The sequence below is a fragment of the Ferdinandcohnia sp. Marseille-Q9671 genome, assembly GCF_976954385.1.
This window is the reverse complement of sequence record NZ_CDRJTA010000004.1, coordinates 1,076,517-1,091,716: the sequence shown is the minus strand read 5'-3', so window position 1 is coordinate 1,091,716 and position 15,200 is coordinate 1,076,517. Positions and strand designations below refer to the sequence as shown.

The window sequence follows — 15,200 nt, the reverse complement described above, 5'->3', positions numbered from 1 at the left end:
GAATTCGTGTTTCGAATAAACTCTTCTCCAAATCTGTGACATCCGCCGAGGGCTTCAACATTGTTCAGTTGGCGTTACAACCTTAGAAAGCTAAAAAGCATAGCTCACCACTTATAGAGGGAAGAGTTCAATCGACAATGTTAAATTGGTTCCGGTATTACTATTACCCTAATTAAACCATAAAAATGGACAAAATTAAAAGGCAGTTCTGTGAAATTCACAAAACTGCCTTATATAAAGGTTAATTTTAGCACCAGCTCCCAACGACTAGCGAGACTTCCCTCACCTTCTGTACGATAAGTCAACATCGATTCACTATGTTCTTCGTGTTTCCTTTATCTCCCAAAAGGAACACAGACTAAGTTCGCCACGTCCTGTGGCAACGTCTGTGTGACCTTCATCCTGTAGGCCTCAGTCCGTACGTCGTTATTCAGTCGCTTTTGCCTTATGATTTAGCCTTTCATTTTGTCACGTAGAACCATTTGTAGGATACCACCGTGACGGTAGTAATCAATTTCAACTTCACTGTCGAAACGAACAAGTACTTCAAATTCTTTCTTGTTTCCTTCTTCGTCAGTTGCAATTACTTTTACATAATCACGTGGTTTTACAGTTTCATCGATTTGGACCTCAATAGCTTCTTTGCCAGTTAAGCCAAGAGTCTCAGCATTTTCACCTTGCTTGAATTGTAGTGGTAGAACACCCATTAATACAAGGTTACTACGGTGAATACGCTCGAAGCTTTCAGCAATAACTGTTTTAATGCCAAGTAGGTTTGTACCCTTAGCAGCCCAGTCACGAGATGATCCCATACCATAGTCATTACCAGCGATAACAGCTAAGCCAGTTCCATCTTGCTTGTATTTCATACATGCATCATAGATTGACATAACTTCACCAGTTGGCCAATAAGTAGTCCATCCACCTTCAGTGCCTGGAGCAATTTGATTGCGAATACGGATATTCGCAAAAGTTCCTCTTGTCATAACACGGTCGTTACCACGACGTGAACCGTAAGAGTTAAAGTCACGAGGTGTTACACCTTTTTCTTGTAGGTACTTACCAGCTGGTGTATCTTTACCAATAGAACCTGCAGGAGAAATATGGTCAGTTGTTACGGAATCACCGAATTTACCAACTACACGTAAACCACCTAATGGCTTAACTTCACCTGGTTCTTTAGATAAGCCTTCAAAGAATGGTGGGTTTTGAATATAAGTTGAATCCTCATCCCACACATAAAGTGCTTCATCAGTGCTTTCAATTGCATTCCAACGCTCGTTATCATCAAATACACGTTCGTATTCTTTGCGGAATAGCTCTGGTGTAACAGTCTTTTTAACTTCTGCCTTTACTTCTTCTGCTGATGGCCAGATATCATTAAAGAATACATCGTTACCATCTTTATCCTTACCGATAGGTTCTTTTTCAAGGTCAATATCAACAGTTCCCGCTAATGCATAAGCCACAACAAGTGGTGGAGATGCAAGGTAGTTACCCTTTACTAATGGGTGGATACGCCCTTCAAAGTTTCGGTTACCAGAAAGTACAGACGTAATAACTAGGTCATTTTCTGCAACAGCCTTTTCAATCTCATCAGCTAATGGACCGGAGTTACCGATACATGTTGTACATCCATAACCTACAGTACTAAATCCAAGCTTTTCTAGATATGTTAGTAAGCCTGAATCTTCTAAATATCCTGTAACAACCTTAGATCCAGGAGCTAAAGATGTTTTTACATATTTAGGAACTTCAAGTCCTTTTTCAACAGCCTTCTTCGCAACAAGACCAGCACCCAACATTACGTATGGGTTAGAAGTGTTTGTACAGCTTGTAATTGCAGCGATTGCAATATCACCTGTTTTCATTTTTACTTCTTCACCATTGTTGAAAGTGACAGTAATTTCCTTATTAACTTCTTCAGGTGTTAAACCATAGCCTTGGTTACCAGTAGCTGTTAGAGCTGTTTGGTAAGCTTCTTTCATTTTTGAAAGTGGAATTAAATCTTGTGGACGCTTAGGACCAGATAGATTCGCTTCAATTTCAGAAAGATCGATTTCAACAACGTCAGTGAAGACAGGATCTACTGCATCTGGTGTGTAGAATAAACCATTCGCTTTTGAATATTCTTCTACAACCTTTACATGCTCTTCTTCACGACCTGTTAGGCGAAGATATTCTAATGCTTCGCTATCAACAGGGAAGAAACCACAAGTAGCACCATATTCTGGAGCCATGTTAGAAATTGTTGCTCTGTCTGCCAATGGAAGTTGTGAAACTCCAGGACCGAAGAATTCAACAAATTTACCAACAACACCTTTTTGACGCAATACTTGAGTTACTTTAAGCGCTAAGTCAGTAGCAGTCGTACCATTTGGTAGTGTACCTACTAATTTAACACCAATAACTTCAGGAACTGGGAAATAAGAAGGCTGACCAAGCATTCCAGCTTCAGCTTCAATTCCACCAACACCCCAACCAAGTACACCAATACCGTTAATCATTGTTGTATGTGAGTCAGTACCTACTAGTGTATCTGGGTATGTTTCATACTCTCCATTTTCACCTTCAACAGCATGAACAACATTTGCTAAGTATTCAAGGTTAACTTGGTGAACAATACCTGTTGCAGGTGGTACAGCACGATAATTATCAAATGCCTTTTGAGCCCAGCTTAAAAACTTATAACGCTCTGCATTTCTTTCAAATTCTAAATCCATATTAAATTGAAGTGCATCTAGAGTTCCAGCTCTGTCAACTTGTACGGAGTGGTCAATAACTAGATCAACTGGAATTTCAGGATTGATTTTTTGAGGATCTCCACCAATATCAGCCATTGCCTTACGAAGTGAAGCCAAATCAACAACCGCAGGTACTCCAGTAAAGTCTTGTAGAATTACACGAGACGGTTTAAATGGTACATCAACCTCTTGTAATTCATCAGTTCCCCATTTTGCTAAGTTTTCAACATGTTCTTTCGTAATTACTCTTCCATCAACTTGACGTAGTACAGATTCTAAAAGAACCTTAATGGAATATGGCAATTTTGAAACGTTACCAATTTTAGCATCTTCTAATGCTTGTAAGTTATAATAGTTATACTTTTTGCCGTTAACTTCGAAAGAAGAACGTGCATTAAAAACATCACGATTTGCCATATGTATTCCCCCTTTGTTTAAATAATATCGCAATTTAACGAAATTGTAGAAATTTGAGAGAACAAAATCTCTCCACTGTAATTCACTTACATTACATATAGTAATATAACTATATTCATAAGTAAATAACAAGTAAGTTATTGCGCCCTATAAGTTTTACTTATCAACCAGCCGGATAATTTCATGGTAAGAGATACAAAATAAAGTTGGAGGTGAAAGAAATGTCGAAACGAAAAGCCAATCATATTCGCCCTGGTATGAATAATGCAAGTGCACAAGGTGTGGGAGCAGGTTATAACGAAGAGTTTTCAAATGAGCCATTAACAGCAGAACAGCGTCAAAACAATAAAAAACGCAAAAAAAATCAATAAACATTAAGATAGACGTAAGGCGCGCAGACTTAGGCGACAAGCACAAGACAAGCGCTGACAGTAGGCGCTATTTGCCTTCAGAAGCGATTGGATTGTGACCGCGAGCCGATGGCGCCTGAAGCCAGAGATTGAATACTAAGTACGAAATTTTATACTTTCTTACCTGTAAAAATAGCCCGCTTTGGCGGGCTTGTTTGTTTACTCATTAACCTCATTTAAAATCGATTGTAAATCCTGTTGATATTGCTGCAGCTGCGTTTTTTGGTGTTCAGATGCAACTTCTAATGCATTTTCAATCTGTTGATAAGCCTCATTCACTTCGTTTTTTAATCGCTTTAAGTGAGTACCATAATCAGGATCATCTTTTACAATATTTTCATACACGTCTCTAGCTTGTTCTGTTCCTTGCTGCGCTGCTTGAAAGGCTTGTTGTTTATCTTTATAATATGGCATAATTTCAACTCCCTTACGTGATATAGGTGCAATAATAGCTTACCTTTTTTCCAAAAAATCATTCCGGAAGCTTCGCATAAAAAAGTGGAAAAAACCTATCCTAATACATATGAAGGGGGGATAAAACAATGGGAGAAAAAAATACTTTCAAGGATATTAGAGCTAACGGTGGACAAAGTACGGGTAGTCAACCACAGCCAATGAGTGGTTCTAAAAAAGTGAAAAATCGTAATCATTCCCGTCAAAATAACAATCCAGGGCATGATATGTAAGTTAAAAAAGCCGCTTATCTGCGGCTTTTTACCCTATTAATTCACATGCTCTCACAACTTCTTCCATATCGGCGCTTGTGACTGTGCGAAAATCAAATAATACCTCATCATTTTTTATCCTTGTAATAATTGGAACCCGGTGTTTTCGAAGAAATGTTGAAACCTCTTCAGCAGACTTTGCAGAATGTTTCATACAAACTACATAGGTAGGTACTTCTATTCCCGGCATAGTCCCTCCACCAATAGGTGAACCATCCTCTTTTATTTCAACCGTTAAATCATTTGTTTTATCCCCAACCATGTCAATAAACCACTGGCAACGCTCAAGTATTTCCTCTTTTGGAGTTAGGATATCTCTTATTGTTGGAATATCTGCGTACTTTCTTCTTTCATAAGTCAATAATGTGGCTTCAAGTGCAGCATATGTCATCTTATCGACACGCAGAACTCGTGCAAGCTGATGCTTTTTCAATGTATCAATCAGTTCCCTTTTTCCTACTATAATACCTGCCTGAGGACCACCCAAAAGCTTATCTCCACTAAAAGAAACAAGGTCCACCCCTTGCTCGATGATATCCTTGATAACTGGCTCATCACCGATTCCATGTTGGTTAAAATCGTATAATACCCCACTTCCTAGATCTTCATATATAATAAGATCTTCTTTTTTCTCACGTAGTGTGATTAAGTCAGAAAGTTCTACCGTTTTTGTAAATCCAATTGTCTTAAAATTACTTGTGTGTACTTTCAACACCATAGATGTCTGCTCTGATAAGCCATTTATATAATCTTGTAAATGGGTTTTATTGGTTGTACCTACCTCAACTAACTGCGCACCGCTTTCCTCCATGATGGCAGATATTCGGAAGGAACCCCCAATTTCAACTAATTGGCCACGGGAAACAATAACCTCTTTGTTTTTAGCTAATGCTCTCAATATAAAAAACACAGCAGCAGCATTATTATTCACAACAATCGCGCCCTCTGCACCAGTTAGTTGCATGAGTAGCCTTTCAACAATGGAATGTCTTGATCCGCGCGTACCAACAGAAATATTATACTCTAAATTCGAGTAACCTCTCGCTATCTTTAGAACCTGTTGGATAGCTTCGTCACTAAGCCTTGCTCTACCCAAATTGGTATGTAAAACCGTACCTGTGGCGTTTATTGTTTCTATCAAGTAATAATTTAATCTGTTCTCTAGTTCACATTCCGTTTTTTGCAAAATCAGTGTAGTCATTTCATCCTTAGAGGTGATGTTCTCTTCCCACTCGCCATTAATGATTTGGCTACGAATGGTGGTAACTACTTCACGTAATACTGTTGTGGCATATTCCATCCCAAAATGTTTGTCTGAGAGTTGTTTGAAAGTTGATTGAGCCTGAAGCTCATGAATAGCTGGGAGCAGTTGAAGCTTATTTTTCATACCAAAATCCTCCAATAAGGCACATGTACCTTTATTTTTACATTATTCAATCGCATTTTACAAACAGATTGTACCATTTTTCAGATTTCACTATCACGAACAGAATGCGTTTTGAATATCATGAGTATAGAATTCCATGGAGGTCTGAACATGAATAACTTTGAAAATTCAAAGCCTCTACCCATAGATGGTTTGGAAGATTGGATGAGGCAGTTTTTGGAAGACCCTTATTTACTAGATGAATACCAGTTTAGAGTCGATTTGTTTGAAACACAGAATGAATATATAATTGAGGCTGAATTATCTGGTTATCAACCCGAACAGATTCAGTTAAAGGTTAAAGACGATACCTTCCACATTAAACTATCTAATTGTGACGAGCCCTCTACGAACACCGTGTTGGCTGAAAGAATTGTTACACTTCCATTTGAGTTGGAAAAGAAGAAGATAGAAGCTCTTTTTCGAAATGACATTCTTGAGATCTATATCAAGAAGAATGGAAAACGGAAAAAGAAAAAGAATACGATAAAAATAAAAGTCCTGTAATAGTTACAGGACCCTCTCTATTCTACTAGTCGTTATGGATTAATCTTTGTAATGGTTGTTCCTGGAAAATAGAATTGAATGATCTCATCATATTTTTTCCCTTGGTCTCCCATTTTACTTGCACCCCATTGACTCATCCCTACTCCATGGCCATACCCTCTACCCTTCATCACATATGTCGTGCCATTATCTTCGAGGGAATCAATATAATAACTTTTAAAAACACTTCCTCCAATCATCGGGCGAATACGATTTAAATTAACATTTTCAAGAGAGATATTGCCTAAAAGAACTGTACCGTCAATCAACCTTTGTAAAAATTCGACCTCAATTGAACCGGTTTTTGAACGCTTTGATTTATAAGTATTAGGATCTACTTCAAATTTAGGGATCGATAGAATGGCTATATCCCCTCCATAACCTTGACGATTAATAGAACGTTTCATGGCGGCTGATATCTCTTTGTTCTTTTCTTGAAGTTGGTCCCATGCATCCTTTGAGTTCCAATCAATATCCTTGAGATTAATTTGCGTCTTCTCAAGTGTAAATTCCCATGGCTGTATTGGATCATACGGGTCTTCTTTTATCGGGTAGAACGACCTGCTCTCACCACCCCACACATTTACATTATTCTCTGTCATTCCACCATTGCTAGCTGAATAAAAGGCATCTACTAGTTTGTTATGATACGTAATCACTTGTCCTTTCGTTGCTTCAACTGCCCTAGTCGTTCTGGCGTTCCAGGCATATCCTCCATATACTTGGTAAAAGGTTGTATCATCCATCTCCTCGTTTATATGAGAGACTGCATAAGTTCTTGCAGCTAGGGCCTGTGCCTTTAATGCTTCTATGTTCCAAGATGGAAAAACTTCTAATGGGACTACACCCTTTAAATAATCTTCTAATGGGAGTTGGTTTACAGGACGAACGTAACGCTTATTCTCAACCTTAAATTCCATTGCACCTAAGTAAGGACGCTCATCAATGTTGACTCTCGTTTCCTCACTATATGTTCTTGGAATTAATAAAAAGGGTTGATCTACCTGTTGGCTACTTTTTCCTCCTCTAATATACAAATTCCCTTTTTTTACATATAACCGATAATTCACTCCCTCTTGTAAGTGTAAAGTTGGATCCAACGTAAAATAGTCCCCTGTGAATTGCAGTTGAATCTCATTTGAATCTCCAACAAAGTTTTCAAGTCTTACCCGCACCATTCGTTCTTCTTCTGCATTCCCTTGATGTACGTGTAAGGTAAACACAATGATTAATGTAAAAAATAGAATTCTCTTCATATTTGTATATTACCCATTTGAAATCATTTATATAAAAAAGGTAGAATTCAGTTTTATTGACAAAAAGATAATATTTAAACCATCTATTCTAGTTCAAAACAATTGTCGAATAAGGTATAATGAACCATTGAGGTGAACTTATATATGGGTCATTTAACAGGATGGTTTTTATGGTTTATTCTGATATGGGTATTCTTTTTTATAACAATGCTAGGAATCGGTGGTTATTTTATGTTCCGAAAGTTCTTAAAAAAACTGCCAAAAGAAGACGGAAAATCAGATTTAGACTGGCAGGACTATTACATAGAAAAAACGCGACACTTATGGCCAAGCGATCAGAAGGCATTACTAGAAGATTTGGTCAAACCTGTTCCAGAACTTTTTCGCGATGTTGCTAGAGAAAAAATTGCTGGTAAAATAGGTGAACTTGCACTAACTGAAAAAGCGGATCGTATTTCACAGGATTTAGTTGTTCGAGGATATATAGTTGCTACACCGAAAAGAGACCATAAATTTCTTCTAAAAACTCTTAAAGAAAAGCAAATTGATGTAACACCCTATAAAGAGCTTTTTTAACTACTAAATCGATAGTTGGCCAACTATTAAAAGTGATGAATAAAAAAGGGATTAAACACGCTTCACATCTATAAACCCTACTTTGGTTTTCCCCTTATTACGAAGTAAACAGAACAACCCCCTTAGCTGGATAAACGAGCTTAGGGGGTTGTTTGTATAGTTAATTTTTTTGTGTAAGTTCTGACGCAAGCTTTTTGTATTTTAGATACATAGCTATTCTCCAAGGAACTATCATAGCAAAAGCAAGTATCCAGAACATACCACTTATCTCTCCAATATCTAGAGTTGTACTTAGGATTGATTTTAAAACAATCCGGATTACTAATAGTCCTACTAGAATATAGATGAACGCCTTTGAACGTTTTAAATAGATTGCATGTTCCTTTATTTCAAAGGTTGATGTTTTAATCAATAAGATTGAGAAAAGCATCCCTACAGTAACTGCCTCGAGTATCTCGATGGGGGTAACTCTAAACATAGGGTGTATAAACATCAAAGCCCCGGTACTCATGAAAACAGGTGGCAGAATAATTTTTTTTACAGTAGCTGGTTTTTGTGCAGATCTTGTTCTAAGAAATGTCACGAACACCGCCATCATAATTGCAACGATAGAAGATGCAATTGCCAAATGAATCAGTCCTTTATATACAAAAAGTCTACATTCCATGGAGATTAGAAACCCATTTAAGACAGCGTCTCAAATGGGTCTCGTCCTAATTTAACACTCTATTAATTGCTTCAAGAACTCTGCTACCGTCAAAGGGCTTTACCACATAGTCCTTTGCCCCGGCTGAAATAGCCTCCACGACCATTTTTTGTTGTCCCATTGCAGAACACATGACAATACAAGCATTTGAGTCAATTTCTCTAATTTTTTTTACAGCATCTATGCCATTCATTTCAGGCATAGTAATATCCATTGTAACAAGGTCTGGCTTTAACTGTTTGTATTTTTCTACAGCTTCAATGCCATTTTCAGCCTGCGATACGACCTCATGGTTAGCGTTTACTAGTATATCCGTTAAGGTAAGTCTCATAAATTTAGCATCATCTACTACTAAAATCCTAGCCATTCCTTGGTCCTCCTTGAAAACAGTGCTCACTTATTACTAATTCAACTAAAAACCGGTAAATCCTCCAAATAAAGCGGAAGCATATGCAATTATTTTTGTCATCCAGTCAAAATATAGGACAACTCCCATAATGATCATCGCATATCCTCCAATTTTTACAATTTTCATGCTGTTTTTTCGGATCCATTGTATGCGACCAATAAAAAATGAAAGTACAAGAAATGGTATGGAAAATCCTAATGAATACATGATCATATATAACATTCCTGACTCAGGATTCGAACCTGCAAGGGCAATAACAGACATTAAAATAGGACCTGTACATGGTGTCCACCCTGCTGCAAATGCCATACCAATAAAAATTGAACCCACATATCCGGCTGGTCGATTTTTGAATTCGAACTTTCGATCTTTCATTAAAAATCCTGGTTTTAAGATTCCAACAACTACTAAACCAAAGAATATAATAAAAATCGCACCCAGCTGACGGATTAGATTTTGATAGTCACTAAAAACTTGACCAATAAAAGAAGTTCCAAAACCAAGCATAATAAAGATACTAGAAAAACCTAGTAAAAAGAAAATTGTATGTAAGATACTACGTTTTTGCAGCATTGCGTTATCAGATTTTAATTCACTCACTGAAGCACCGGTTATATATGATAAGAAAGCAGGATATAACGGTAAACAACAAGGGGATATGAACGATAAAAATCCTGCACCAAAAGCAAGAAACATATTTACATCTGCCATTTTTAACAACTCCTAAATAGATGTCTTTATCATTCTAGCAAATATACGTTAGGTATCATAATTATTTGTATGAACTTTTTGTGTCACCTACGTTTAACTTGAATACATTTCCAAAAGAACTTGTCTTACTCCTATTACCATTATATGTTATACTATAATGACTCAAAGGGGTTTCTTCGTTCCTTATCTAGGCAAAGTACAAAAAGAAAGGACTAATCCTTGTGTCTAAAGAACAACTTCTACTTAAAATCGAACAAAAAAGAGCTGAACTAGTTGAAATTGTTACAAAATACGGTTTTACTTCAGCATCAACTATTAAAGTTAGCCAAGATTTAGATAGTCTTTTGAATCAATATAATACAGGAAGAACAGGAAAGAGTCTCTCAAGATCTTGAGAGACTTTTTTATTTTATTTACATCACAGCATTTTCAACCCTATCTGCACTACCGTTTTGGAGTAAGTACATCTTATAATATAAACCTTTTTGTGCAAGAAGCTCCTGATGTGTTCCTCTCTCCACAATTTCCCCTTGGTGCAATACCAAGATCAAATTTGCATCCTGAATGGTCGACAATCGGTGAGCAATTGCAATCGTCGTTCTGCCTTTTCTCATTCTATTAAGCGCTTCTTGAATGGCCTCTTCTGTCTCAGTATCGATATTTGCAGTTGCCTCATCCAAAATCAATATTTTTGGATTGGTAACAATTGTCCGTGCAAATGCTAATAATTGTCTTTGGCCACTTGAGAAGGTAGATCCTCTTTCGGTAACCTGATAGTCATAACCACCATCCAGATTTTCAACAAACTGGTCAGCTTGAACAAATTTAGCTGCTTCTTCAATCTCCTGATCTGTTAGCTCGGTGTTATTCAACCTCAAATTATCCTTAATTGTCCCTACAAATAAAAATGGATCCTGAAGAACTAATCCCATTTTTTGACGAAGTTCATGATTCTTATATGACTTAATTGAGTGCCCATCAAGGAGAATATCTCCTCTCTCAACATGATAGAATCTCATTAATAAATTAATAATTGAGCTTTTTCCACTGCCTGTATGACCAACTAACGCTACAGTCTCACCTTTTCTAGCTGTAAATGAGATATTTTTTAACACATCACGCTTACCATCATACGAAAAGCTTACATTTTTAAATTCTACTTCCCCAGTCTCAATGGATGGATTTTCATTTCCATTTGACTGTGGTGCAAGTTCATGATGATCTAAAAGCTCAAATACCCGCTGTGAAGCAACAACTGCTTGCTGTAGTAAAGAGAGCCTCATCATCATGTTATTAACAGGCTCAAAAAACCTTTCAAGGTAATTTACGAATGCATAAAGAACACCTATTTCAATTGGACTTTCTAATGCTGATATTCCGAAGAAGCTTAACACCATGATAATTGTTAAAATATAAATAAAATCAACAGCGGGTCGAAGCAGTAGACCATCTAATTTAATGTTCTTAAATCCCGCTTGATAATGAGCTTCATTGATTTCAGCAAATTCTTTTCTCATTCTTTTTTCCTGACGGAACACCTGGATAATAGACATCCCTTGAAGAGATTCATTAAGCTTTGCATTAAGCTGACTAATTCTTTCTCTCATATCATGGTAATACTTTGAGCTAAATTTGCGATACGTCTGCATAAGGATAAATATGATCGGTATTAAGAGTAAACAAACGAGAGCTAACTTAACATTAAGATAAAACATTGCCACAAAAATCCCAATCAAAAACACACCATTTTGCACAAAGGTTGCGACTACCTCTACAAACATATCCTTTATTGCTTCCGTGTCATTGGTTACCCTGGAAACAATACTTCCACCTGGGGTTTTATCAAAATACTTTAGTCCAAGTTTATGAACCTTTGAAAATACTTCAATTCGCATTTCACGTATTATTTTTAATGCAATTTCCTGGAATTTCACTAATTGAAAATATTGCAGAATTACCTTTGCGAAATGAATGAATAGATAAATAGCTCCCAAATAAATGAGAGGCTCCATAGGGAGATTTCTAGGTGTTAGATAATCGTCTATGAAAATCTTAATGATGATAGGTCCTACAATGTCTGCAATCGTTGCAAGTAAAAGTAACGCAAACGCAAATACAAATTCCTTCATATGAGATTTCGTATAGGAAAGTAGTCGTTTCAAAACACGTCTTTGTTCTAGCTTTGTTTTTTTATCCATATCCTACCCTCCATGCTCAACGAGAGACTCAAGTTGCTGGCGATGGTACATATCACGATACCAACCTTCTTGATCCATTAACTCGTCATGTGTTCCGTGCTGTGCAATTCTCCCATCCTCTATGACAAGAATGCGATTCGCATGCTGTATTGCACTTAATCGATGAGAGGTAATAATGGTTGTTTTACCTGCTCTGTTTTCCCGTAATGCGCGTAATATTTCTTCTTCCGTCTTCGCATCAACAGCTGATAAGGAATCGTCGAGGATAAGAACTTCTGGATTCGTAAGCAATGCTCTTGCTATGGAAATTCTTTGCTTTTGTCCTCCCGATAAGGATACTCCTCGTTCCCCTACTACTGTTTCATATCCATCGGTAAACTGCAAGATATCCTCATGGATGTTTGCAAGCCTTGATGCTTCTATGATTTTACTAAGGGAAGCTGTCGGATTTGCAAAAGCAATATTATCGGCAACAGTTGCTGAGAAGAGGAAATGATCCTGAGGAACATAACCAATTCCTTTTCGTAAACCCTCTAGTGTATAATCTGTTATTTCATGATTCCCTATTAGGATACTTCCTTCAAAACCTTCAAATTCACGAATCAACAGCTTTAATAAGGTTGTTTTCCCGACACCAGTCTTCCCAACAATTCCTAGCGTCTCACCACGCTTTAATGTAAAATCAATTCCTTCTAGTATATGTTTTTCCTCTCCAGGGTAAGAAAAATGAGAAATGGAATACGTGATGTCACCAGTTGGAATCGTATCTCTAGCATTCTCATAATCTCTAATTTCCACAGGTTCGGCAAGTAGACTAGAAACACGATCATATGAAGCCCTTCCCCGCTCTACGATATTAAATAACCAACCAAACGCAAGAAGAGGCCAAATTAGTAAGCCTAAATATGTTGTAAATGTAACTAATTCACCAAGTGTCATTTCTCCAATTAACACATATCTTGAGCCAAATACTACGGCAAGGAAAAAGGATATACCAACGATTAATGAAATAGTTGGATCGAATAATGCATCAACCTTTGCTACAGAAAGATTCTTTTTCACAACGTCATCTGACTGTTTTCGAAAGGAAGCAATATCTTCTTCTTCTTGGCCAAACGTTTTAATAACCTTAATTCCACTGACACTTTCCTGTACTTTATCGTTAAGACTTGAGAATGCCTCCTGTGCCTTATGAAACCGTTTATGTAAAAGTGTACCGTAATAATTTGTTGAAAGAGCCATGAGAGGCATTGGGATTAAACAAATTAACGTAAGCTTCCAGTTAATTGTAAATGCCATTGTCAGTAAAACAAAACCACCGGTAGCAAGGGAATCTACTAATGTTAATACTCCGGAGCCGGCTGTTTGTTGAATCGCTTGTAAATCATTGGTGGAATGTGCCATAAGGTCACCGATTCTTCTCTTTTGGAAAAAGCCTTGTGACATCTTTGTAAAATGTTCATACAAGCTGTTACGTAATAATCTTGCCAACTTCACAGATGAACCAAATATCATAATCCTCCAGAAAAAACGTACAATATAAACTGTACATGCTGTAGCAAGTAACAAACCTAGCCATTTCATTAATGAATCAATAGTTAACGTTCCTTGCGTAATAAAATCTACAATCATACCAATTACTTTTGGAGGAATTAGCTCCAAAAAAGCAACAATTAGCAATAAAAATATGCCTGTTAGATATGATTTTTTTTCTTGCTTAAAAAACCACATTAAATCTAAAAAGATTTTCATCCTATAGTCCTCCGAAAGGCGAAATGAGTGCGTAAATAGTTTATCAAATTTTAAAATTTCTGGAAAGAATGAATATATAGGGGAAAACATAAATTCAATATAAGACAAAACGAGAATGCTAAAGATTTATATTTTATTGCTTTTTACAATATAATGAACATAGTCGATAAAATGAATGAGGTGAAGTCACTATGATTACATATAAAGAAATCCATCACGTAAGCCTAACTGTTACAAACCTTCAAAAGGCGAAGGATTTTTACAGCAATATTCTGTGTTTGAAAGAAATTGAACGGCCAGATTTTGATTTCCCTGGCGCTTGGTATGAAGTACAAAATCAACAATTACATCTAATTGTACTTCCTGAATCACAAACCATTCGAAAAGAGAAATCAATACAAAGTCGTGAAGGTCATTTTGCACTAAGGGTTGAAAATTATTATGATACACTGAATTGGTTGACGATGCACAATGTTACAGTACTAGAAAAACCAGATAGTGTTAGCGGGTTTGCCCAAATATTTTGTGCAGATCCCGATGGTAATCTAATAGAGTTAAATGTCGATCAAAGGGACTTATAATCTATGAACAAAAACAGCCACTCTTCTGAATCGTTTTCGTCGGAAGAGTGGCTGTTTTTCTTAGAGAACATCTTTTTCCAGGTAACTCCCTTCCCCCAGCAACGGTGAATTCGTTAGGAAGAGCATTATCATGCATGGCAGGTAACGGCTAGAGAAGAAAACATTATAGCTACTTTAGAAAAGTACTACCTCCTCATGGATTTACTGCAAGGAATTATACGAACTATCAACTAAATAAGGAATATGGATGGGGCATTTATCAATATTTTTCAACCAAAAAGACCGCTTATCTACTGGATATTTCAACAGTAAAAAAGCGGTCTTTGTGAACCCTTGAAAGTTAAATCAAATGTTTATCAAAATGAACGTGGAAGATTTCACGAATGTACCGTAATCTTAAAAACCGTTACCTCAATTGAACGAATAAAAGTGACAAAAAACCCTTATATGATAAGGATTTAGCTTGTCCAACTTATTATTGCTTGTCCATCTGACCGTTCATTGCTTTTAGCATTTGATTGATCTTCTTTTGGGATGGTTTCATACCCATTTGCATCATCATTACTTTTAGCATTTGCTCATTAATTGGTGGGTTTTTCTTTAGGTAGCTCATCATGTATTTACGCGCAATAAAGAATCCCAATGCAACGCCACCAAGTAAAGCTACCACAATTAGCAGGATAGCTAACCATAATTCCATAAAAACTTCCTCCTTCATGTTGTCTACATTACAGTGTACTAAA

At 36.8% G+C, this 15,200-nt stretch carries 16 protein-coding genes; 6 read left to right on the top strand and 10 right to left on the bottom strand.

What is annotated here, in order from left to right; all coding sequences use genetic code 11:
- Positions 1-452: 452 nt before the first annotated feature.
- Positions 453-3,161 carry an aconitate hydratase AcnA gene (gene acnA / locus ACWNMY_RS20630; protein WP_449540123.1) on the bottom strand — a complete coding sequence of 903 codons (2,709 nt, stop codon included), beginning with the start codon at positions 3,159-3,161 and terminating at the stop codon, positions 453-455.
- Positions 3,162-3,382: 221 nt separating this feature from the next.
- Between acnA and sspO the strand changes: the two genes are divergently transcribed.
- Positions 3,383-3,532 carry a small acid-soluble spore protein O gene (gene sspO, locus ACWNMY_RS20625; protein ID WP_449540122.1) on the top strand — a complete coding sequence of 50 codons (150 nt, stop codon included), beginning with the start codon at positions 3,383-3,385 and terminating at the stop codon, positions 3,530-3,532.
- Positions 3,533-3,730: 198 nt separating this feature from the next.
- Here sspO and ACWNMY_RS20620 read toward each other — a convergent pair whose 3' ends face one another.
- Positions 3,731-3,985: a hypothetical protein gene (locus tag ACWNMY_RS20620; protein ID WP_449540121.1), complete on the bottom strand. Its 255-nt coding sequence runs from the start codon at positions 3,983-3,985 to the stop codon at positions 3,731-3,733.
- 128 nt (positions 3,986-4,113) lie between these two features.
- On the opposite strand from ACWNMY_RS20620, the gene ACWNMY_RS20615 reads away from it, so the two are divergent.
- On the top strand, positions 4,114-4,257 hold the full coding sequence (locus ACWNMY_RS20615; protein ID WP_449540120.1) for a small acid-soluble spore protein P: 144 nt from the start codon (positions 4,114-4,116) through the stop codon (positions 4,255-4,257).
- Positions 4,258-4,285: 28 nt separating this feature from the next.
- Here ACWNMY_RS20615 and selA read toward each other — a convergent pair whose 3' ends face one another.
- Positions 4,286-5,683 (bottom strand): L-seryl-tRNA(Sec) selenium transferase, encoded by a 1,398-nt coding sequence (gene selA / locus ACWNMY_RS20610; protein ID WP_449540119.1) that lies wholly within the window; start codon positions 5,681-5,683, stop codon positions 4,286-4,288.
- Positions 5,684-5,833: 150 nt separating this feature from the next.
- Between selA and ACWNMY_RS20605 the strand changes: the two genes are divergently transcribed.
- Positions 5,834-6,229 (top strand): Hsp20/alpha crystallin family protein, encoded by a 396-nt coding sequence (locus ACWNMY_RS20605; protein WP_449540118.1) that lies wholly within the window; start codon positions 5,834-5,836, stop codon positions 6,227-6,229.
- A 32-nt stretch (positions 6,230-6,261) separates the two neighbouring features.
- On the opposite strand, the gene ACWNMY_RS20600 is transcribed toward ACWNMY_RS20605, so the two are convergent.
- Positions 6,262-7,524 carry a SpoIID/LytB domain-containing protein gene (locus tag ACWNMY_RS20600; RefSeq protein ID WP_449540117.1) on the bottom strand — a complete coding sequence of 421 codons (1,263 nt, stop codon included), beginning with the start codon at positions 7,522-7,524 and terminating at the stop codon, positions 6,262-6,264.
- Between the two features lie 144 nt (positions 7,525-7,668).
- Between ACWNMY_RS20600 and ACWNMY_RS20595 the strand changes: the two genes are divergently transcribed.
- Positions 7,669-8,100 carry a DUF2621 domain-containing protein gene (locus ACWNMY_RS20595; protein WP_449540116.1) on the top strand — a complete coding sequence of 144 codons (432 nt, stop codon included), beginning with the start codon at positions 7,669-7,671 and terminating at the stop codon, positions 8,098-8,100.
- Positions 8,101-8,260: 160 nt separating this feature from the next.
- On the opposite strand, the gene ACWNMY_RS20590 is transcribed toward ACWNMY_RS20595, so the two are convergent.
- From ACWNMY_RS20590 to ACWNMY_RS20580, 3 genes are read right to left on the bottom strand one after another with little or no spacing between them, the layout of a single operon-like run.
- Positions 8,261-8,767: a CcdC family protein gene (locus ACWNMY_RS20590; protein WP_449540115.1), complete on the bottom strand. Its 507-nt coding sequence runs from the start codon at positions 8,765-8,767 to the stop codon at positions 8,261-8,263.
- 46 nt (positions 8,768-8,813) lie between these two features.
- Positions 8,814-9,173 carry a response regulator gene (locus ACWNMY_RS20585; protein ID WP_449540114.1) on the bottom strand — a complete coding sequence of 120 codons (360 nt, stop codon included), beginning with the start codon at positions 9,171-9,173 and terminating at the stop codon, positions 8,814-8,816.
- Positions 9,174-9,218: 45 nt separating this feature from the next.
- Positions 9,219-9,926: a cytochrome c biogenesis CcdA family protein gene (locus ACWNMY_RS20580; RefSeq protein WP_449540113.1), complete on the bottom strand. Its 708-nt coding sequence runs from the start codon at positions 9,924-9,926 to the stop codon at positions 9,219-9,221.
- Positions 9,927-10,147: 221 nt separating this feature from the next.
- On the opposite strand from ACWNMY_RS20580, the gene ACWNMY_RS20575 reads away from it, so the two are divergent.
- A complete protein-coding gene (locus ACWNMY_RS20575) occupies positions 10,148-10,321 on the top strand; it encodes a Spo0E family sporulation regulatory protein-aspartic acid phosphatase (protein ID WP_449540112.1) in 174 nt (57 codons plus the stop codon).
- An 18-nt stretch (positions 10,322-10,339) separates the two neighbouring features.
- Here ACWNMY_RS20575 and ACWNMY_RS20570 read toward each other — a convergent pair whose 3' ends face one another.
- Both ACWNMY_RS20570 and ACWNMY_RS20565 read right to left on the bottom strand, forming a co-directional pair.
- Positions 10,340-12,124: an ABC transporter ATP-binding protein gene (locus ACWNMY_RS20570; protein WP_449540111.1), complete on the bottom strand. Its 1,785-nt coding sequence runs from the start codon at positions 12,122-12,124 to the stop codon at positions 10,340-10,342.
- Positions 12,125-12,127: 3 nt separating this feature from the next.
- Complete coding sequence (locus ACWNMY_RS20565; protein ID WP_449540110.1) at positions 12,128-13,876, bottom strand: ABC transporter transmembrane domain-containing protein; 1,749 nt, start codon at positions 13,874-13,876, stop codon at positions 12,128-12,130.
- A 191-nt stretch (positions 13,877-14,067) separates the two neighbouring features.
- On the opposite strand from ACWNMY_RS20565, the gene ACWNMY_RS20560 reads away from it, so the two are divergent.
- The gene (locus ACWNMY_RS20560; RefSeq protein ID WP_449540109.1) at positions 14,068-14,457 is read left to right on the top strand and encodes a VOC family protein; all 390 of its coding nucleotides are present in this window, start codon (positions 14,068-14,070) and stop codon (positions 14,455-14,457) included.
- A 475-nt stretch (positions 14,458-14,932) separates the two neighbouring features.
- On the opposite strand, the gene ACWNMY_RS20555 is transcribed toward ACWNMY_RS20560, so the two are convergent.
- A complete protein-coding gene (locus tag ACWNMY_RS20555) occupies positions 14,933-15,157 on the bottom strand; it encodes a YneF family protein (RefSeq protein ID WP_449540108.1) in 225 nt (74 codons plus the stop codon).
- Positions 15,158-15,200: the final 43 nt, after the last annotated feature.